General features: G+C 68.2%; 7 protein-coding genes. 3 read left to right on the top strand and 4 right to left on the bottom strand.

Annotation, left to right across the window (positions count from 1 at the left end; all coding sequences use genetic code 11):
• Positions 1-257: 257 nt before the first annotated feature.
• The 3 genes from ABW16_RS23860 to ABW16_RS11050 form a co-directional block, all read right to left on the bottom strand.
• On the bottom strand, positions 258-7,532 hold the full coding sequence (locus ABW16_RS23860) for a beta-ketoacyl synthase N-terminal-like domain-containing protein (RefSeq protein WP_052956849.1): 7,275 nt from the start codon (positions 7,530-7,532) through the stop codon (positions 258-260).
• Between the two features lie 6 nt (positions 7,533-7,538).
• Entirely contained in the window at positions 7,539-13,943 is a 6,405-nt protein-coding gene (locus ABW16_RS11045) for a type I polyketide synthase (RefSeq protein WP_082134057.1), read from the bottom strand.
• A 258-nt stretch (positions 13,944-14,201) separates the two neighbouring features.
• Positions 14,202-15,854, bottom strand: a complete 1,653-nt coding sequence (locus ABW16_RS11050; protein ID WP_233424739.1) for a PfaD family polyunsaturated fatty acid/polyketide biosynthesis protein — start codon at positions 15,852-15,854, stop codon at positions 14,202-14,204.
• 197 nt (positions 15,855-16,051) lie between these two features.
• On the opposite strand from ABW16_RS11050, the gene ABW16_RS11055 reads away from it, so the two are divergent.
• A complete protein-coding gene (locus tag ABW16_RS11055) occupies positions 16,052-17,551 on the top strand; it encodes a bifunctional phosphatase PAP2/diacylglycerol kinase family protein (RefSeq protein WP_047319252.1) in 1,500 nt (499 codons plus the stop codon).
• A 5-nt stretch (positions 17,552-17,556) separates the two neighbouring features.
• Here ABW16_RS11055 and ABW16_RS11060 read toward each other — a convergent pair whose 3' ends face one another.
• Complete coding sequence (locus tag ABW16_RS11060; RefSeq protein ID WP_047319253.1) at positions 17,557-18,540, bottom strand: PE-PPE domain-containing protein; 984 nt, start codon at positions 18,538-18,540, stop codon at positions 17,557-17,559.
• 94 nt (positions 18,541-18,634) lie between these two features.
• Here ABW16_RS11060 and ABW16_RS11065 point away from each other — a divergent pair, with 94 nt between their 5' ends.
• Together ABW16_RS11065 and ABW16_RS11070 are read left to right on the top strand one after the other, a co-directional pair.
• The gene (locus tag ABW16_RS11065; RefSeq protein ID WP_047319210.1) at positions 18,635-19,633 is read left to right on the top strand and encodes a PE-PPE domain-containing protein; all 999 of its coding nucleotides are present in this window, start codon (positions 18,635-18,637) and stop codon (positions 19,631-19,633) included.
• A 102-nt stretch (positions 19,634-19,735) separates the two neighbouring features.
• Complete coding sequence (locus tag ABW16_RS11070; protein ID WP_047319254.1) at positions 19,736-20,713, top strand: PE-PPE domain-containing protein; 978 nt, start codon at positions 19,736-19,738, stop codon at positions 20,711-20,713.
• Positions 20,714-20,748 lie beyond the last annotated feature (35 nt).

A 20,748-nucleotide genomic window follows, 5' to 3' on the forward strand; every position in this document is an offset into this window, starting at 1 on the left:
GACCGATCAGGATTTGCTGGACAAAAAGAGTGCCAGGGTAAGCAACACGACACACGCGAGGCACGTGTAGACGCCCAGAGATGCTGACGCCATAAGTGGGCTCCTGTCTGCGAAGACTTGGTTGGTCACGATTCGTTGAAGGCCGATCTACGCCCAGCTGCGCAGCTGGACGGCCGTGCCGCGATCGCCCCTAAGCTAGCCGCCCGCCTCGGCCGCCGTCAACAAGGCTCCGGCGAGGCCGGCACCCAGCCTCTGAGTCAGGACGGACTGAACTCATCCGCCTTGACGGTCTCCCAGTCATCGTCGGTGACCAGGTTTCGCCAGTCGACGGGCAGGGAATCCAGCGCGTCCTCGATGCAGAACCACACCGACTCCAGCGGCGAGGCGCCCGGGGCAGCGGCGGTAATCCGGCTCTCCACATCGTAGTTCGGTGGATGCGGCGCATCGCTGAACGGTGCGAGCGCGTTGATGGCATCCATCACGTAACGCCGCAACTCAGCGTAGGGCCGACCGCGCAGCTCCTCGGGCAGGATCGGCCTGCCGAAAATGTAGTCCTGGGCGGCATGGCCGTAGGGAACTTCGAGCTTGTGCGGCAACGGCTCCTCGGGTAAACCGCCCGCGAAGTACACCGGCACGATCGGCATCGACATCTCGATCGCCATGTCCAGCAATGTCGACGTCAGCCGCTCGACCCGCTGGCCCGAGCTCACGCTGCGGGTCCCGTCGGCGTGCACCATGACCGACACTCCCAGGGCCGCGGCTTCGCGCTTGAGCTCATCGACCAGACCGAAGAACTCCTGGGGCTGCTGCTGGTCGAAATAGCGAAGATGCCCCAGCTCCTTGCCGGCCGCCGTATCGATCATCCGCAAGAGATTGCCGACCCAGCCCGTTTCGTGTTTGGCATGGCCGATGGTGACGACCTTCGTACCGGTCAGCCACGATCCGATGGTGGTGCCCAGCAACGACTCGACCTGTACCTGGTGATTGGCCAGCAAGAGGACGGGCCGGCCGCGCACCGCCGCCATCGCCGCCGGATCGGTGACCACGACGTGTCGTACGTAGCGCGACAGCACCGCCCCCAGGGCCAACTCCCCGAACCAGCCGTCCGGCATCCCCGCGCTCTCGGTCCACCAGGCTCGGACCGGTTCCCAGTCGGTCACCGATGACGCGCTCGCGCGACACGCTCCCGGCCGCAGTTTCTCGACCTCGACGGTGATGCGCTCCAGCGGCAGCGCCGGGCAGCTCACCTGCCCGTCGACGATCTGAACCCGGGAGGGATGAATCGCGTTGTGGACGGCGTCTGCCACCGCCTCCTTGGTCACGATGTCGACCATCAGCGAATCACCTTGGCTGTCCGTGCCGTACACGGCCTGCAGGGTGCCCTTGAACCAGTCGAGTGTTGCCATCCGGGCAGTGTCGAGTTCGAGGACGCCGCGCCCGAGCCGCTCGCTCAGCGACAATCCGGGGACGGGCTGGCGGTCCCCCATGAACGCGCGGCGCTCCGGACCGCCGACCTCGGCCAGCGGGCCCTTGCTCAGCAGAAACTCGGCCATCCGGATGCGCGCCCAGGGTTTACCGTCGGCACTGAGCCACAGGTCGAATGTCGGCATGCGGCCTTCGTCGTCGTCGAAGCCCACGAATCGGGCTTCGACATCAACGGTTCCCGCCACGGGAGCGTCGGCGTAGAACCGGGCCGAGAGAATGCGGCGCGGGAATCCGACATCGGGGTCGCGGGCATCGGCATACGACGCGGGGTCGGTGTCGGTGGTCCACACGCTCATAGCGGTGTGCGGTATCACGTGCAACGCGCCGTCCAGCAGTCCCGGCTGCAGTTCGCCGGCCGGAACGGCGCAGCGGTCGATCGCGAGCGTTCCGGTTGAGCCGTTGCGGCCGATGCGGGCGCCATCGGTCAGGGCCGCGAAGGCCGGACCGTGAAACACGGTTCCGTCGTAGGGGTTGGCGTAGGGCACCGCACCTTCCAGCGGGGCCGGCGGTTCCGGTTCACCGGTGTACTGCGCGGCCGTGGCGACGACGGCGTGCGCGTGAATCTCCCAGCGGGACAACTCTGCTCGCGGAGCATCACGCCAGACCTCCAGTCGGCCCTGGAAACACCCGGCCTGCTGCGTCTGCTCCAGCACCACCCGCAGCTGCTTCGGGGAGTCGACCACGACCCACCGAACCATCTGGACATCGGTGACCTCGACAACCTTGGCTCCGCCGGTGGCGCGGGCTGCCGCCTGTGCGAACAGGTCCATGACCGACATCATCGGCAGCGAGGGGATGACATAGGTCGGGCAGTGATCGACGATCCAGGAGTCGCTGACCGGATCCAGGGTGACTTCCATTGTGGTGGTCGCGGCCGCCGCGACTGCACCTCCCGCCGACACCGCGGCCGGAGCGGATGTCGTGATGGTGCCGGCACCGGCCGAGGAGCGCCCTTCCCCGGTGCCGGCGACGATGCGCATGCCCAGGTTGCTCGCGGTGTAGATGCGCTTGTTGTCCACCCACAGCGATGCCTCGGCGACCGCGAGGACGCCGGCGTCCTCGCGGACGATCCGGGTGATCTCCACCTGCGCCGTGATCTGCTTGTTGGTGGGGATGATCTGGCCGCGATACCGCCAGGTCATGGCGTCGTGCAGGGCGGCCGGCTCGAAGCGTGCGGACGGGCCGGCTTCCTTGCCGAGTCCGAGGTCGAGCATCCCGAATTGCAGGACCTGCAACAGCATCTCGATGCCCAGGGATCCCGGTTGGACCGGGTCCTGGAAGAAGTGCGCTTTGAAGTACCACTCGCCGGGGTTGACGTCTTTGACGCCGCGCCACTGTCCCAGTCCGGCGGCGCCGCCGGTGGGCCAGCGGCCGGTGATCCGGTCGACCATCAGCAGCATCGGGTCCGCCAACCGTGCACCCGCGCCGAAGAACTCGGCCGGTTGGGTGGTCAAGTCGACCACCGGGGCCTCGCAGGCCTGCGCCAGTGCGGCACGTTGTTCGTCGCTGACCGGGAGCCCAACTTGGTTCTGCAGCGCTTCGCGTTTGAAGTAGCCGAACACGGTGTCGAAGGTGTAGACCGGTCCGTCGTCGGCGGTGATCTCCCCGTCGAAGCCGACGATGATGGTGCCCGCGGCTTTGGCCAGGCTCTTCAGCTTCACGTGGATTCGCAACGTTCCGGTCGCCGGAGTGACCTCGCGGTGCTGGGTCCCGGTCCCGTCCAGGTTGCGGAAGAACAGGTCCGCCTCACCGTCCAGCGGGCAACCGACGTAGCTGGCCAGCCAACCGCAGGGCTGCAGGGCGACCTCCATGAGCACCGCGTTGGGCATCGTCTCGTGCCCGTTGGCGGCGCCGTTCTCGGCGAAATACCAGGCGTCGGCGGGGACGTCGTACTCCACGACGACCTCGGCGCCGGCCTTCATCACGCCGGTCTCGCCGACCAGTTCGGTGACCCGCGACATGAAGTGATACGGCGGGCCGGGCAGCCGGGCCGCCTTGCGGGGCGAGTCGAACTTCTCGAACAGCGGCCCGAACGCCATGGACGGCTTGGCGATCGCGCTGGCGAGCATCGCCTGGTAGTCGTAGCGGAACCCGTTGACTTCGGCGACCGGTTTGGGCTCGACGTAGCCTTCGAGCTCCTTCGCGCCGGAGTCCATCGGCCATCCCGGTGTCAGTTTCAGGCCCATCCGCTCACAGTGGAAGGCGGGCAGCCCGTCGACGGTGCACAGCAGGTCGGCGAACAGGGTCGGCTCGGGTCCGGCGATCACCTCGCGAACGAAGACTTCGTAGACGACCTCCCGGGACTGCGGCGTGACCTGACCCCGGCAGCGCAGCTTGTAGGTCTCGAAGGGAACGGGTTCGAAGCGCCAGCCGTCGCAGTCGAGGGTCATGCCCAGGGCGGTCATGTAGATCGCCATGGTCTGCATGGTCGCCTCGTACATCAGCGTGCCGGGCATGCACGGGTCGTTCTTGAAATGACCGGCGAAGAAACAGTTCTCCGGCGTGACGGGCGCGACGGCCCGCAGATACCCGCGGCCCCACGGTCCACCGGTGAAGTCCAGATCGGTGACTTCGTCGACGAAGAGCATGTCGCCGGCGTGGATGCTGGGGGTGCGGGTGTGGCTGCCTGCGCGCTCAAAACCCTCGCCGAACGTGCGCCAGATCTCGCCGGACGCCATCGCCTCCAGATCGGCACGCTGCAGCGAGCTACGCGACGTCTGGGCGGGCGTCTGCTCCATCGGTCCGCTGACGGTGTGATCCTCAGGGCGCCACAGGATTCCGCCGGAGGCCGCCAACTCCTCGTCGGTGAAGAAACCGGCTTGGCCGTTGCGCATCGACATCCGCTCGACACCGTCGATCGTGCAGTCGTAGTGGAAGAAGAAGAGCCGAACGTCACCTTGCCGGGCGTGGCCGTCCACATGGATGTCGAAGCGCAGGGTGTCGCCGATCTCGGGCAGGCCGCCCAGGTAGGTCACCTCGCAGCCGAGCAGCCGGTAGACCCGCTCGCCCTTGTTGAGCAGATCCGCGCCCATCCAGGAGATGAGCATCAGGTCGGCCTGCCCGCTTTCGATCATGATTCCGGCGGGCATCCGGCCCTGCTGTAGCCACCAGGAGTCGGCGGTGACATCGGTTTCGGTCCAGAGCGTTCCGGTGCCGTTGCGGGCGGGCTCCGCGTCGATGCCCAGCAGCCGATCTGCCAGCAGCAGTGGCGGTTCGGGCATCCGGACCTGTCGTGCGTACTGGTCCTGCTCGGCGAACGCCGGGCCGAAGATCTCGGAGATGTTCCCCGAGGAGTGCACGAGCAGTCCGTCTTTGTCGAGCTTGAGTCCGACCGGCTCGCGCTTGACCGTCGGCGTCGGGACCACCTTGTCGACCGGCTTGGCGGGCTGGATTGCCCGGCTGGCGCCCGCGGGCATGGTGACGGTGGCGGGAGTCGGCGCGGCCGCTGCGGCGGGCTGCGGCTCCGGCGGCGGCGTAGCCGCGGCCACACCCAACGGCAGCCGGGCCAGCGACTCCGCGACCGTTGCCAGAGCCGGAGGCATCGGGAGTTGTGTCGGCATGAATTGCTCCAGTTGGTGAGGGGGGTTGGTTCCTGGGGCCGGAACGCGTGGTGGAAGTTGGACCGCGGGCAGGTGCGCGGGAAAGTTGAGGTGGATGGGTTTCCCGGCAGCGTTGGCCGCTGCCGGCGCCATCAATGTCGTGGCCTCGGGCCCGGTTGCCGACGACACCAGCGTGATGTGTTGTCGCTGATCGGCCATTCCGGTGAGCTCGACGGCGACGCGCCGTTGCTCGGAGGTCCAGGGCTCGCCGTCGGGCCACACACCGAGGGCTCCGTAGAGCACGCCGGCGGCCACATGCAACAGTCCCGAGGCGGCGTGCGCGTGACCCAGCAGGGCCGAGAGGTTCACCGCACCGGGAACGGTGCCCAGGTGCAGACATTCGGCGTCCACCGATTGATCGGGAAGCAGGGTCGCGTACACCGGGTCACCGTCGCGGCGCGCATCGGCGGCGCGCTTGAGCACGAGAACGACGGCCGCGTCGGCGGGTACCTGCTCGTCGGCGGGCAGTAGTGCACGAGCCGCTGCCTGGTGCACGGGTTCGCAGCTGAGATCCACCGCGCCCACCACGGCCGCGTCGACCTCTCCGCGCCGCAACGCCCGCGCGGCCATCTCGAGGGCCGTGGTGCCTGAGAGCTGTTCCCGGGACACCGTGAAACTCGGCCCCCGTAAATCGAATTGGCTGTTGAGACGATTCGCCACAATGTTGGGCATGGCGCCCACGACGCCCGCTGCGGTCCACCCCGCAACGACGCCGTCCCGAGCCGCGGCGAGCTGCTCGGGGTCATCGAATTCGTCGGCCAACCGCCAGCGCAGCCCGAATCGGTTGACTTCGGCGTCGCAGCCCATTCCGACGACGACGCTGGTGGTGTCCGGCGGCAGGCTCTTGATCAACTCGCCGATGTTGAGAGCCGCACCGAGCAGGGCCAGCTGTTGGGGCTGAGTCTGTTTGAGATCGGCTGGCGGGAAACGGGTTTTGGTTAGATCCAGACAGACCTCACCCATGCGTGCGCCGCGGATTCCGTCGCCCGTGCCGGTGGGTATCGGCTGACACGTCGTCAAGTGCTCAGCGACGGAGGCGGTTCCGTGTCCGTCGCCGACCAGCAGGCTCAGGCCGACGATCGCGACCTCCTGCTCGGGCCGGGGCGCGGCAGCCGGGGGAGCCGGCGTTGGACCGCTCCCTTCGACCCATTCTTCGAGCAGCAGGTGGGCGTTGTTGCCGCCGAAGCCGAAATTGTTGACCGCGGCGCGGCGCGGACCGTCGCTGTCCCACGGCTCGGCATCGGTGAGCAGCCGGAACGGCGAGTCGGCGAGGAAGGGCAGCGGATCATCGGCATGCAGGGTCGGGGGACGTACCCCGGCCCGCATCGCTGCGAGCACTTTGATGGCACCCGCAGCGCCGGACGCCGTGATCGAATGGCCCAGATTGGATTTCAGCGATCCGATGGGCACGTCGGACATGCCGGTGAAAATGCGCGCCATGCTCATCAGTTCGGTCAGGTCGCCGCGCGATGTCCCGGTGGCGTGGCATTCGATGAGCGAGACGTCGCGCGGCTCGAGTCCGGCCATCTGGTAGGCCAGACGCATTGCGCGTTCTTGGCCGTCCTGGGAGGGCACCAGGAATCCGTGTCCCCGACCGTCGTTGCTCAGGCCGACACCCCGGATCACGCCCAGGATGGCGTCGCCGTCGGCGATCGCGTCGTCAAGCCGCCGCAGCGCCAGGATGGCCGCGCCTTCGGCGGGGACCAGCCCGTCGGCGCCGTTGTGGAACGGCCGCGACCGGCCCGTTCGGCTGAGCGCCTGTAAGGCGGTGAAGCCGATATGCAGCAGCAGGTCACTGGCGCCGTTGACGCCACCGGCGAACATGATGTCCGCGGTGCGGTCGTGCAGCCGATCGCAGGCCAGCTTGATGGCATACAGCGATGAAGCGCAGGCAGCGTCGAGGGCCGCGGCTCCGCCCGTCAAGCCCAGTGCCTGTGCGATCAGATGTGCCGGCAGCCCGGACATGAAGCGATTGCGCCAGTCCACCCCAGACTCGACGCCGGGTTGTTGTCCTCGCCAGACCGTTTCGGCGAGATCGGTCATCTTCTTTGTCGGGTAGCTCAGGTTGCCCAGGACTATCCCGGCGGAACCCGGGACTTCACCCGCGCGCCATCCCGCACTGACCAGGGCTTGTCTGGCCGCCTCGATGCCCCACCGGTAGAGCGGGTCGAGCCCGGCGAGAACGTCAGCGTCGAGAAGCAGTCCGCGGGGGTTGAACACGTCATCGAAGCCGCGGACATAGCCGCCGCGATCCGACCAGGTGCGGTCGAGTTCGGGTACGTCCGCCGGGGCACACCGGACACGAGCCGGCGATACGCCCCAGTAGTCCGGGCCGGCCGAGCCCAGCACGTCGCGGCCGTCGTGCACGGTTGTCCAGAGCTCACCCGCATTCAGTCCCCCGGGCAGGACACAGCCCTGCCCGACGATCGCGATGGGATCAAACTTCACTTCGAATCAGCCGCCGTACGGATACAACTCGAGTCGTCTGAGACTGAGCACCAGCTGGTTGTCGGCGTCGATCAGATCGAGGTCGCAGACGGCGCGGCTGGTCTTCGCGTCCCCGCCGGTGAGGACGCACCGCAGGCCGGCGCTGAGCGCACCGGATCGGTAGCGCACGATCTCGCCCACCCGCAGCGGCAGGACATTGCGGCCGAGCAGCTCGTAGCTCCAGACCAGTGCCGCCTGAAGGCATCCGTCGACGGCGGCGGGGTCCGTCGCCCAGCCCTCCCCCACCCAGCCCACGGACGTCAATCCGGACAGCTGTGCCGTCGCGGTTGTCTCGGCGCAATCCATGCTGTCGAGCACCTGGAATGCCGCTCCGTGAAACAGTGCCCCACCGGTGTAGCAGGCTTCGCGGTCCAGCCTGCGGTTGCCTGGTGTCGACGCCGGGGCGCTCGGGACGACGGCTGCGCCCGAACGCATCTCGAGTTTGGCCGAGTAGTACGCGGTCGAGTCCTCGATGTCGGAGAGCGTCAACGTCAACAGCTCGGGCCGATCCTCGACGGGCACGCAACGCACCAGCAGGGGGTTGCCGTGCCTTTCGAACTCGTAGAGCGTCACGCCACGCAACACTCTGAGGTCGAGCACCCGATCCACGTGGTAGCCGGGCCGGCACGCCTCGGCCATCCGGATGAACCATTCGAGCGCCTGCACGACGGGCAACACGACATTGCCCTGGACCCGGTGGTCCAGCAGGTAGGGCTGCTGCGCCACGTGAGCGAGCACCCGCGCGACCCGGCCCTCCGGCGGTATCGGATGCGTGGGCAGCCCAGCCAGCACACCGTCGCCCAGGGTCACCTCGGAACTGCCGGTCTCGCCGTCGAGGACCTCGGCGACGAACGCACGCGCGCCGTCGGCGAGCGGGATCAACGAGATGCCACGGGACTCGAACATCGCTTTGAGGCCCGGCGTTACCATTCCGGAATCCCAAGGGCCCCAACCCAACGCCCGCACCAAACAGGACGGGCCGCGACGAGCCTGTTCTGCCAGGGCCACCTTGTTGAGGATTTCGTTGGCCATGGCGTAGTCGCTTTGACCGACGTTTCCGCTGCGCGCGGCCACCGACGAGAACAGGCAGATCACCTTGAGCGCATCGTTGGCCGTCGCATCCAGCAGCGCGCAGGCGCCGCCGACCTTGGTCTCGAAGACCCGGTCGAACCCGTCGAGGGTTTTCTTGTGCAGTGGCGCATCGGCCAGCACGCCGGCACCGTGCACCAGGCCGGTGATGGGACCGAGCTCGCTTCGCACGCTGTCCAGCAGCGCACTCAGCTGCGCGGCGTCCCGGACATCGGCGGCGGCGTAGCGGACCCGGGAACCGGCCGCCGTCAGCGCGGCCAGGCTGGCCCGCACCTCGCGGTCGGCCAGGATGCGCTGCGCCTGCTGCTCCAGCTGCTTCGGGGTGACCTTGAGCCCTTGAGCCGCAGCGCTGGCGAGCAGCGCCCGCTTGAGCTCCGCATCTGTGGTCAGCCCCTGCGCCTCCGGCGGCTCGTCGGTGAGTTCGGTGCGCCCGATCAACACGAAAGCGGCCTGGGTCTGCTGCGCCAGGGCGATCACCGAACCGGCGGTCACCCCGCGAGCGCCACCCGAGACCACGATCACGTCTTGCGGACCGATGCGGTGCGTGCGGGCGGTCACCTGCTGCGCGTCCGCGACGACCGTGGTCCGTCCGTGTGAGCTACCCAGGCCCACTTCGAGTTCCACTCCACCGGCCAGGACCTCGTCGGCGATCTGCTCGGCGATGACGAGCGGGGAACGGTGGCCCACGGCGATGTCGATCGCCTTGACCTGCGCGCTGGTCCACTCCTGCGCGGCGGTCTTAGCCAGTGCGCCGATCCCGCCCGACCAGGCCCGCAGGCCGGGATCGGAGAGCAGACCGAACGTACCGCCAGTGTCTTGAACGGTGACGAAGACACCGCCGCGCTCTGCGAACTGCGCTGCGACGCAGTGCGCGTCGGCGAACAGGACCCGATTGAGGGCAAGCGCCTCGGCACGAGTGGCGATTGGCCGCAGTCCGCCGAGATGGATGACCGCCTCGGCGTCGGCGCTGGGTTTGGCCACGATCACCGCGCGAATGCCGTGGGTGCGCAGAACTGCGGCCAGGGCCTCGGCCGTCTCCGTCAGCCCGTCCTCGGCTGCCTCGGCCGTCACGATCTCGACGGTCTTGGCGGCATACAGGCCGGGCATGCCCATCCCGCTCACCGGAGCGGCGGTGGCGCGTACCGCGTAGCGCGCCACCTCCGCTCCGGTTAACTCAAAAGGGGCGCGATCACCTGCCGATAATCCGTTGGGCGCCACCAAATCCGGTGGTGGTGAACCTATCAGTGATTGCAGGTAGTCGACGATCTCCTGCAACGTCACCAACGCCGCCATCGTCGCCGTGTCCACCTCCGGCAACGACGGAACCCGATCCTGCACCGCCGACAAAATCTCAACCCGCTTAATCGAATCGATCCCCAGATCCGCCTCAAGCGCCATCGACAAATCCAGCATCTCCACCGGATAACCAGTCTTCTCGGCAACCACCGCCAACATGTCCCCGACCAAATCCACACCCACCGCCGGCGCGACCGGCGCAGACGCGACAACCACCGGAGCCGGGGCCGGCGCGGCCACAACAGGCGCAGCCGCCGGACCCAGCAGCGACTGCAGATAGTCGACGATCTCCTGCAACGTCACCAACGCCGCCATCGTCGCCGTGTCCACCTCCGGCAACGACGGAACCCGATCCTGCACCGCCGACAAAATCTCAACCCGCTTAATCGAATCGATCCCCAGATCCGCCTCAAGCGCCATCGACAAATCCAGCATCTCCACCGGATAACCAGTCTTCTCGGCAACCACCGCCAACATGTCCCCGACCAAATCCACACCCACCGCCGGCGCGGCCGAAACCGGTGCGGCCACCGGTGCGGCCACCGGCGCAGCCGGCGCGGGCGCGACAACCACCGGAGCGGGGGCGGCCGCAACAGGCGCTGGCGCAGGCGGCGCCGGCATGGTCGCGACCGCAGCAGGAGCGGCCACCGGCGCAGGTGCGGCAGGCACAGGTGCGGGCGGGGCGCTGACGTGGGCAACGGGAGCCGCCGGCGGCGCGGGCGGCGGAGCGGCCACCGGCGGAGCGGGCGGGGTCGCGACGCCATACGGAGCGACCGGCTGAGTCGGCGCCACCGTGGCTGCGGCGGGGAAAGCCAGCTGAGTGACCGGCATCGGGGTCAGGCCGGTGCTGGAAACCAGGGTCTGCAGCAGGCCCTGCAGGTGGGCGATGGTCTGCTGCATGCTGCCCAGCGCGCCGACCATGTGCGTCACCATCTCGGCTCCGGGCCCGGACATCAGCGGCGTGGTGACCATCGGAACCGGGGCGGCCTGAACCGGCACCGGGACGTGCGTCGGGACATGTGCCGGCAACCCGTTCGCGGCGGGAACGAATGGATCAGCTGTCATGGTGGGCTCCGATACGGTCGCGTGTCCGTTGTGGTCACTGCGGGGGGTGGATTTCACAGACTTTTCGGACTTCTCAGCGGGCCGGGACACCGGCTCGTCGTTGATGTCGGGCCGGCCGAAGTTGGTGCCGGTGAGCTTCATCGTCAGCTTGGGCGCCGGGCGGGTGCGTGGATCGTCGCCGTGGCGGTAGTCCGCCCACAGGCCTTCGAAGTTCATCGGGACGCCGGCGGCGACGAGCTGCGCCAGCCCCATCCACAGCGATCGAATCCCATTCCTGCCCTTGGCATCCAGGGAGACCGCGAAGTGGTCCTGGCCGGCCAGGCATTTGCCGACGAGGTTGGTGAGCACGCTGCCGGGGCCGACTTCGACGAAGGTTCGGGCGCCGGCGGACCACATCGCCTGAATCTGCTCGACGAAGCGCACCGGCTGAGCGATCTGGTTGGCCAGCGTGACCTGCATCTGGTCAGCGCTGCCGACGTACGGCTGCGCTGTTGCGTTGGCGTACACCGGCACCTGCGGCACACCGAACGGGATGCCCGCCAGGTACGCCGCGAACGGGGCCGCCGCCGAGCTGACGATCTCGGAGTGGAAGGCGGTGGCGACGTCGAGGAGCCGGGCGTTCATGCCCGCTGCGCTGAAGCGCTGCGCGGCATCGGCGATCGCCGCGCTGTCGCCCGAGAGCACGACCTGGTTGGGGGCATTGTGGTTCGCGATGACCACCGACAAACCCCACTCGCCGAGAAGTCTGCTGACCTGCTCGGCGGGGGCGGTCACCGCGCACATCGCTCCGTCGCTGCTGGCGGCGGCCTGGGCCATCAGCGCACCGCGTGCCCGGGCGATGAGCAGCGCGACGTCGTCACTGATCACTCCGGCGGCGCACAGCGCGCTTACTTCACCGAAGCTGTGACCGCCGACGGCGACCGGCGCGATGCCCAGCGAGCGGACGACGGACAGCAGGCTCAAGCTGTGCGCGCCGATACCCGGCTGCGCCCATTCGGTCTTGGTCAGCTCGGCGGCCTGAGCCGCGCGGTCTTCCTCGGTGAACGCCGTCTTGGGCCAGACCACCTCGTGCAGGTCTCGGTCTGCGTTGAGCAGGCCGGCCCGCGCGAGTTCCCAAGGCGCCAAAGCCGGTTCGTAGAGTTGCGGGATGTCGGCACCCATGCCGACGTACTGACTGCCCTGCCCGGGAAACAGCAGTGCGACCGGGCCGGCCTGCCGGCAGGAGTAGTAGTAGCCCTTGGGCGAGCTGAATGACGTCTCCCCGCTGGGTGTTTGAAGCTTCGCCGCAGCTTCCCCGAGCATCGCGCGCAGGCTCTCGACACCGTTGGCGACGACGGCGAGGCGGTGCGGTTGGCTGGCGTCATACGCCGATTGGGTGCTGCGTGCGAGGTAGCTCAGCATGTCCGGCGAGTCGACCAGCGAGGCGGCCAGCTCCCCCGCCTGCGCAGCCAGCGCCGCGGCGGAGTCCGCGCCGAGGACCACCAGCTCGGAGTCCCAGGAACGGTAGCGCGGTGCGTGCTTGCCGGCGCCGGCGTACTCCTCGAGCGTGATGTGGAAGTTCGTACCACCGAAGCCGAACGCGCTGACCGACGCCCGCCGCGGCACGTTCTGGTCGGCGATCCACGGCTTGGTCTGCGTCGACAGGTAGAACGGCGACGATTCGATCTCCAGCCCGGGGTTGGGCCGGTCGATCTTGATGGTCGGCGGGAGGACCTTGTGGTGCAGTGCCATCACGGTCTTGAACAGGCCGCAGGCTCCGGCGGCTCCCTTGGTGTGCCCCACCTGGGACTTGACCGACCCGACGGCGCACCATTGGCGGTCCGCCCGACCCGACTCGTCGAATACCCGGCGCAGGGCGGTGAACTCGGCGACGTCGCCGGCCTTGGTGCCGGTGCCGTGGGCTTCGACGAGTCCGACCGTTTCCGGTCCGTAGCCGGCGGCCTCGTAGGCGCGGCGCAGGGCCTTGGCCTGACCATCCGGGCTGGGGGCGTAGATGCTCTTGGCCCGTCCGTCCGAGGACGTGCCGATGCCGCGGATCACAGCGTAGATCCGGTCGCCGTCACGCTCCGCGTCGTCGAGGCGCTTGAGGGCCAGCATCGACAGGCCCTCACCCAGCATGGTGCCGTCCGACTGGTCGGAGAACGGCCGGCAGTCGCCGGTGCGCGACAGTGCGGTGACCTTGGCGAAGCACATGAACATGAAGATGTCGTTGAAGGCGTCGACGCCGCCGGCGATCACCATGTCGGCCTCGCGCAGGTACAGCTCGTGCAGCGCGATCTCGATCGCGGCCAGCGAACTGGCGCACGCGGCGTCGACGACGCAGTTCGTTCCGCCGAGATCGAAACGGTTGGCGATACGTCCGGCGATGACGTTGCCGAGCAGGCCCGGGAAGGTGTTCTCCTGCCAGGGGGTGTAGCCCGACGCCACGCGTTCGCTGAATGCGGCCAGCTCTGAGTCGGAGAGGCCGGCGGCGCGCAGGCCGCGTTCCCAGATCGGCCGGTGCAGGCGACCGCTCATGTAGCCCGACATCTCGGTGCCGCCGGACGAGCCCAGCACCACGCTGACTCGTTCGCGATCGATGCCGGAGATGTCGCCGCCGGCGTAGTCCTCCAGCACTTGCTGCGCGACCCGCAACGCCAACAACTGGGCGGTGTCGGTCGCGGGCACCACGTTCGGCGGAATGCCGAAATCCATCGGCGAGAAGTCGATGGCGGGCAAGAACCCCCCGCGGCGGGCGTATACCTTGTCAGGCGTGCGAGGATCTGCGTCGTAGTAGTCGTCGATCCGCCAGTGCGACTCCGGTACGTCGGAGAACAGGTCGGCACCCTCGACGATGTTGCGCCAGAATCGCTCGGCTTCCGGGGACCCGGGAAACAGTGCGCTGACGCCGACCACTGCGACAGGTGGATGTTTGGCTACCACAGGTCTCCTTAAGAGCGGCCTTGACGCAAAGCATCGAATGCCTAAGTTTTGCCATCAGAGACGTTTAATCGCAGCTGGGGGTCCGCTGATCATCCCGATGGCCAGACGCTGCCGGGACCATATCAGAGTGTTGCAGCCATCACACGGCGAGATGCCCGGCCCAGACTCCCGCATGCATTACAGTCGTCCGCCGAAATGTTACGGCGGGGAGCCGCTGAACAGCCAGAACATGCCCCGTCAGCGCATTTGACGACCGCGTCAGACAGCCAGCGGCCGCGGGCTGTAGGCGAATGCTTTGGCCGGAACGGGCACCCCGCAGGAGCGGGCCGCGCTGGCGCGGGTCACCTGCGCCGCACCTTCGAGCAAGTTAAGTGCCACCTGGACGGCCTGGCGGTTCTCGCACGGCTCCAGGTGGCTGCCGGCCACCCAGCTGTTGTACGCGCCCATGGCCGGGCCGCACCAGATCTGGTAGTCCAGCACACGCTCCGGAACGCCGCTGATGGCCCACCGGCTCGACTGCCCCAGATACCACCGGAACACCAGTGCCATCTGGTACTTCGGATCCCGCGAGGCCAGCTCGAGCACCGCCGGGTCACGCTGTTGCCAGTACCGCTGGGTGTCCGCCCACACCTCGGCGACGGTGGTGCCCAGGATCTTTTCCAGCTCGGGGCCGTGCTTGGCGACCACGCTGGCCAGGTCGGGGTTGCCCGCGTACCACTCGTAGAGCTTCTTGCCGCGGGGGGCGAACATCGTTCCCCGCTTGAGGACCTGCAGGTTGACGCCCATTTCGAACATGTCCGAGGCGGGGGCCATCATCACGTCCGCGATCCCGGCGGTGGCCAGCATGGCGCGCCCGGGCGCCGAAAGCCCCGACTCCACGCAGGCCTGGTTGACCGACCCGGTCAGCACGTAGGCCGCGCCCATCGCGAAGGCGCCGGCGACCGCCTGCGGGGCGCCGAGACCACCCGCCGCGCCCACCCGCACCCGGCAGTTCAACGCGTGCTGCTGGGCCAGCGAGTCGCGCAGCATGGCGATTTCGGAGAACAGCGCCGGCAGCGGCCGGTTATCGGTGTGTCCACCGCTGTCGGATTCGACGGTGATGTCCTCGGCCACCGGCACGTAGCGAGACAGCTCGGCTTCACGCTCGGTCAGCTTTCCGGCCGCCACCAGGGCCGACACCAACGCCGCCGGCGCCGGCTCGATGAACATGCGCGCCACCTCGGGCCGCGACACCTTGGCCATCACGTGGTTGCGGCGCACGATGTTGCCGGCCGGATCGGTGTCCAGGCCCGACAGCGCGTAGTGCACCACCGCGGGCGTCAGCTTCATGAATGCCGAGGCCTCGACGACGGGAACACCGCGCGCGATGAACAGCTCGGCGACGCGCGTCTCCAGGGAGACCTCGTTGGGCGAGTGGATCAGGTTGGCTCCCCAGGCGAGCCCGGGCCGGCCGGCCAACGCGGTCTGGATCTCGTCCAGCCCCCGCTCCACCGCGTCATAGGACAGCCCGCCCGCACCGAAGAAGCCCATCATCCCGGCCTCGGCCATCGCGATGACGAGCGCCGGTGTCGCGATGCCGTTGGCCATCGCTCCGGTGACATAGGGGAAGCGGACGCCGTGTGCCTCGCAGAACTCGCGGTCCCCCAGCCATTCGGGGTAGATCGGGGGCAGCGTTCCCACCAGGGACAATTCCGATTCCCCGGCGCCGACCAACTCGCCGCCCAGGGCCAGGCCCAGCATTCCGGTGGCCGTTTCGCGCACCACATGAACGGGGTGGCGCAGGTAGCCGATGATGTCGGCGATGTCGTCCGGGGCGAACGCGGCCGGCGCGGTGGTGGGCCGCCACCCCAGGCCCGGGCCGGCGCCCGCCCCGGTCTGCTGCTCCAGTACTGCGCCAGGTCGCTCGTTCACAGTCGGTTCCTCTCGATCACCGGTGCTGTGAGCGCTCGCGCCGAGGGGCCCTGCGCACGAACCGGAGAAAACCATGAGAGTTTCTCATGGACCGCGGTGGCGGGGAGTCTCCCCACCGTCAAACGGGTATAGAGCTGCGGTACGGCGCCAGCGGCGGCGCCGCTGGACGGAGGAATACTGCCGTGGGTCAGCTGCCGATGGCGCCCTTGCCGCGCCGACGTTCCGGTCTGCGTCAGATCACCGAAGGCCTCGGCAAGCTCGACGCCGAGGTGTTCGAGGCGATCGCACAGTCGCCCAGCCGACTGCTCGACACCACCATGCCGGTACTCACCCGCGCCGCCGACCACTCCAAACTGTGGCTGGCTCTCGCGGCCGCCATGGCCGTCACCGGCGGCCCGGCCACCCAGCGCGCCGCCGCCCGCGGGGTGGCCAGCCTGGCGCTGACCAGCCTGGTGACCAACCAAGTGGTCAAACGGATCCGGCATCGCGCGCGCCCCAACATCGCGCTGGTGCCCCTGCTGCGTCGTGCCCGCCGCCTACCGTTGTCGAATTCGCTGCCCTCCGGTCACTCCGCGAGCGCGGCGGCGTTCGCCACCGGGGTCGGCCTGGAGAACCCCCTGCTGGGCCTGCCCATCGCCGGGCTGGCCGGCCTGGTCGGCCTGTCCCGGATCGCCACCGGCGTCCACTATCCCGGGGATGTGCTGGCCGGGTTGGGCATCGGCGCGTCGGTCGCGGTGGTCGGGGCGAAGCTGGTGCCGCCGATTGCCTCCCCGCCGACGCCGCACGCCGCTGCGCTGCGACTCCCCTCCCCCACACGCCCCGACGGCGCCGGGGTGACGTTGGTGGTCAATCCGGATTCCGGCGCCGGGCGGGCGGGCGAGGTCGCCGCCCAGGTGCGCAAAGCCCTGCCTGCCGTCACCCTCGTCGAGCTCGGCCCCGACGACGACCTGGCGGAGTCGTTGCGCCGCGCCGCCGATTCCGCTGAGGTGCTGGCGATCGCCGGCGGCGACGGATCGGTCGCGACCGCGGCGCACGTGGCGGTGGAACGCGACCTGCCGCTGGCGGTGTTTCCGGGTGGCACCCTGAACCACTTCGCCAAGGACATCGGCTGCGACACCACCGCGAAGGCCATCCGGGCCGTCGCCGACGGCAGCCTGTCGCGGGTGGACGTGGTGCGGTTCAACTCCGAGACCACGGTGATCAACACGGTGAGCATCGGCGCCTACCCGACGTTTGTTCGTCGCCGAGAACGGTTGCAGGGCAAGCTCGGTAAGCCCGTCGCCAGCGCCTACGCCATGCTGATGACACTGCGGCGCGAACAGCCGGTGCGCATCGCCTACGACAACAAGACACTGCAGACGTCGCTGTTCTTCCTCGGCAACTCGGCGTATCAGCCCGACGGCTTCGCGCCGGCCGTGCGGCACCGGATGGACGACGGGCTGTTGGACGTGCGGATCCTGGAAACCGGCCGGCCGTGGTCCACGCTGCGGATCCTGGCGGCGCTGCTGACCGGTCGACTGCAGCGCAGTCGGCTCTACCACGAGCTGCGGGTACCGCAATTCCGATTCACCGCGGTCGACGGACCGGTACCGATCGCTCACGACGGAGAGGTCGACACCGCTTGCGAGGAAGCCGAATTCACCGCGTGCTACCGCGCGTTGCAGGTGTTTCGGCCGATGCCGTCGGGCGCGCGGTAACCGCGCTAGACCAGCGGGAACCAGTAGTCGAGGGTGTCCTCGACACCGCCCCAGTCGATGCCCATCCAGTCGGTGAAGAACTCCTCGATCTTGCCGAAGGCGTTGTAGATCATCTCCACGATCGAGTTGAACAGTCCCACGAACACACCACTTTCGATCAGCCCGCCGCTTGTCAGCGCACTGATCCAGGTGCTGAACTCGTCGATGTCACCGGAGAGGTCGATGTTGGTGATCAACCCGTCGGTGCTGAGGGTGTGGTTGGCGACCTCTTCCGGCGTGAGGCCCAAGTACATGACGTGCTCCCAGAGCAAGCCGAGCATGGAGTTCGACACGTAGTCGGCAACGGGGTCACCGGGGAACTCGTAAATGGTGGTGGTGAAGGCGTCGTTGGGGGTATGGAAACCGTTCAGCAGGGGGTAAAGGTCGGAGGTGTCGGTGGCGCCGGAGGGATCCGACCACACGCCGGTCGTACTGGACGGATCACCGATGAAAACGAAGTGCAACGCCCCCGACGGGATGACACCGTCATGGGCCAACTGGGCCATCGCGATCGAGCCGGCCGTGGCGCCCTGCGAGTAGCCGAAGATCCACAGCGGGTGCTCGGCGTCGTAGGCGCCGGGGTTGGCGGCAAATTCGGCCTCCACCGCCTGGACGATCAGTGCCGCCCCGGCGAAACTGCTGTGCCCCTGCAGGATGAGTTGCGGGGTGGTCAGCACCTGCAGCGCGGAATCGCAGCCGGCGGAGCCGATCACGCACACCGTCGCGTCGTCGCCGGCGTCGAAACCCAGCGGCTGCAGGAACAGGTCGGCCGCGGTCTGAGCGAAGGCCGCCGACGGCGTGGTCAACATGGTCCCGCCGACGAAGATCGCAGTGTCCGACAGCAGGGCTACTTGGTACGCGTGCGCCGTTTGGACGACGGGGGTTCCGACGACGCCGGCCGCGATCACGCTCGCGGCAGCGAGCGGCGCGAAAACCTTGGTTGCGTTCATGCCGAGCACCCTAAGGTGTCTGTATGAGCTAGTAAAGAAACGCCGAAGAACCCCCGGTGGTGGCGAAGCCTCAACGAATGGGAGCCGCGCAGTGATGCTGACCAACCTCGTCGCACCGATCGCGATCGTCGGCGCCGTCGCCGGCGGTGTGCTTGCCGCACCGGTGGTGCACGCCGCGCACGCCAGCGTCGACCTGCACGTCGACGTCGACCTGCTGGCCGACACCGCGATCTTCGTCGGTCCGACGGTCTTGTCGACACCGTCGGCGACCTTCGCTCAGACCGCGGCGGACCTCTTCCTGCGGCCGCTGGGCTTCGACGTCGGCGATAACCCTGCCTCGTGCCTGGTCGGGTCCGCGGGATGTGACGCGCCGCTGCAGCTGCTGACCACCCCCGCCCTCATCCAGGTCGGCCACAGCAGCTATTTCGGTGCAGCCGAGATCGTGCGGGCGGTACAGGCCGAGCTCGCCGCCAACCCGGACGCCTACGACGCCGAGCACCCGCTGTGGATTTTCGGCTACTCGCAGGGCGCCACGGCCGGCTCGATCGCGATGGCGCAACTGGCCCACGACGGCGTCGACCCGGCGCTGCTGCACTTCGTATTCATCGGCGACCCGACCGCTCCGGACGGCAAATATCCCAATATCGAGGACGACGGCTCGGCGCACACCAACTTCTCCGACACCTGGATGCTGTACGGCAAGGAGACCCCCAGCGACGCATTCCCGACCACGATCTACACCATCCCCGGTGACCCCAACGCCGACCACACCTCCACCTCGCCGTACGGCGATTTCTACGAGCACATGATGTATCTGGGGCTCACCCCCGATCAGGTGGCCAACCACACCGCCACCACCGACGACATGCTCACCACCATCAACATCTCTACGGATTTCGACCAGTTCGGCGCCTGGCTCAACGCGTGGGGCCACGGGCTGGCCGACAGCAGCTGGTGGGAAGGCCTGTTCTACTCGGCTGTGGCGTTTGTCTACAGCGCCTTCGGCAACATCGAGGGCTTCTTCGGCGACTGGATGGGCCTGGACTGGGGCGGGGTCGAGGAAACCCTGGACTACTGGTTCCCGACGACCTAAAGCGGTCCATTGACTCGCGCCGGGCGCCCCTGCCATGATCGCCCTCAGGTTTAGCTTTGGCTTTACTCTCGTGATTTTTAGCTAGTGCTGAAGGGGCACCCCGTGACGCTGACCAAGGCCTTGGCGCCGCTCGCGGTGGCCAGCACCGTGGCCGGCGGGGTGCTCGCCGCACCGGTGGTTCACGCCACCCACGTCGACGTGAGCCTGCTGGCCGACACGGCGATCTTCGTCGGTCCGACGATCTTGTCGACGCCGTCGGCGACCTTCGCCGAAACCGCGGCGGATCTCTACCTGCGGCCGCTGGGCTTCGACCTCGGTGACGACCCGGAAGCCTGCGTGGTCGGATCCGCGGGATGTGACGCGCCGCTGCTACTCCTGTCCACCCCCGCACTGGTTCAGCAGGGCCACAGCAGCTTCGTCGGAGCGGCGGAGATCGTGCGGGAGGTGCACGCCCAGCTCGCCGCCAACCCGGACGCCTACGACGCCGATCACCCGCTGTGGGTGTTCGGCTGGTCGCAGGGTGCGACGGCCGGTTCGATCGCGATGGCCCAGCTGGCCCACGAGGGCATCGACCCGGCACTACTGCACTTCGTATTCATCGGCAACCCGGTGGGCTCCGGCACCGAGATCCCCGATTTCGACGGTTCCTCCGGCGACTTCTTCGACACCGCTCTGCTGTCCGGCGTCCAGACCCCGACCGACGCGTTCACCACCACCGTGTACACGATCCCGGGCGACCCGGTCGCCGACCCCACCTCGACCTCCGCGTTGGGGATTTTCTACGAACACATGATGTACCTGGGGCTCACACCCGATCAGGTGGCCAACCACACGGCGACCACCGACGGCATGCTCACCGACATCAACATCTCCGGCGACTTCGACCAGTTCGGCGCCTGGCTCAACGCGTGGCCCCACGGGTTGATCGACAGCGGCTGGTGGGAGGGCCTGTTCTACTCACTCGTGGCGTCCTTCTACAGCGCCTTCGGCAACATCGAAGCCTTCTTCGGTGACTGGCTGGGCATCGACTGGGGCGGGGTGGAGCAGACGCTCGACTTCTGGTTCCCGGCGGAGGTCTAGCGTCTTTCGTTCGCTCAGAACGCCTTTGGTCGTGG

The sequence above is a fragment of the Mycolicibacter heraklionensis genome, assembly GCF_001021505.1.
Taxonomy (GTDB): Bacteria; Actinomycetota; Actinomycetes; order Mycobacteriales; family Mycobacteriaceae; genus Mycobacterium; species Mycobacterium heraklionense.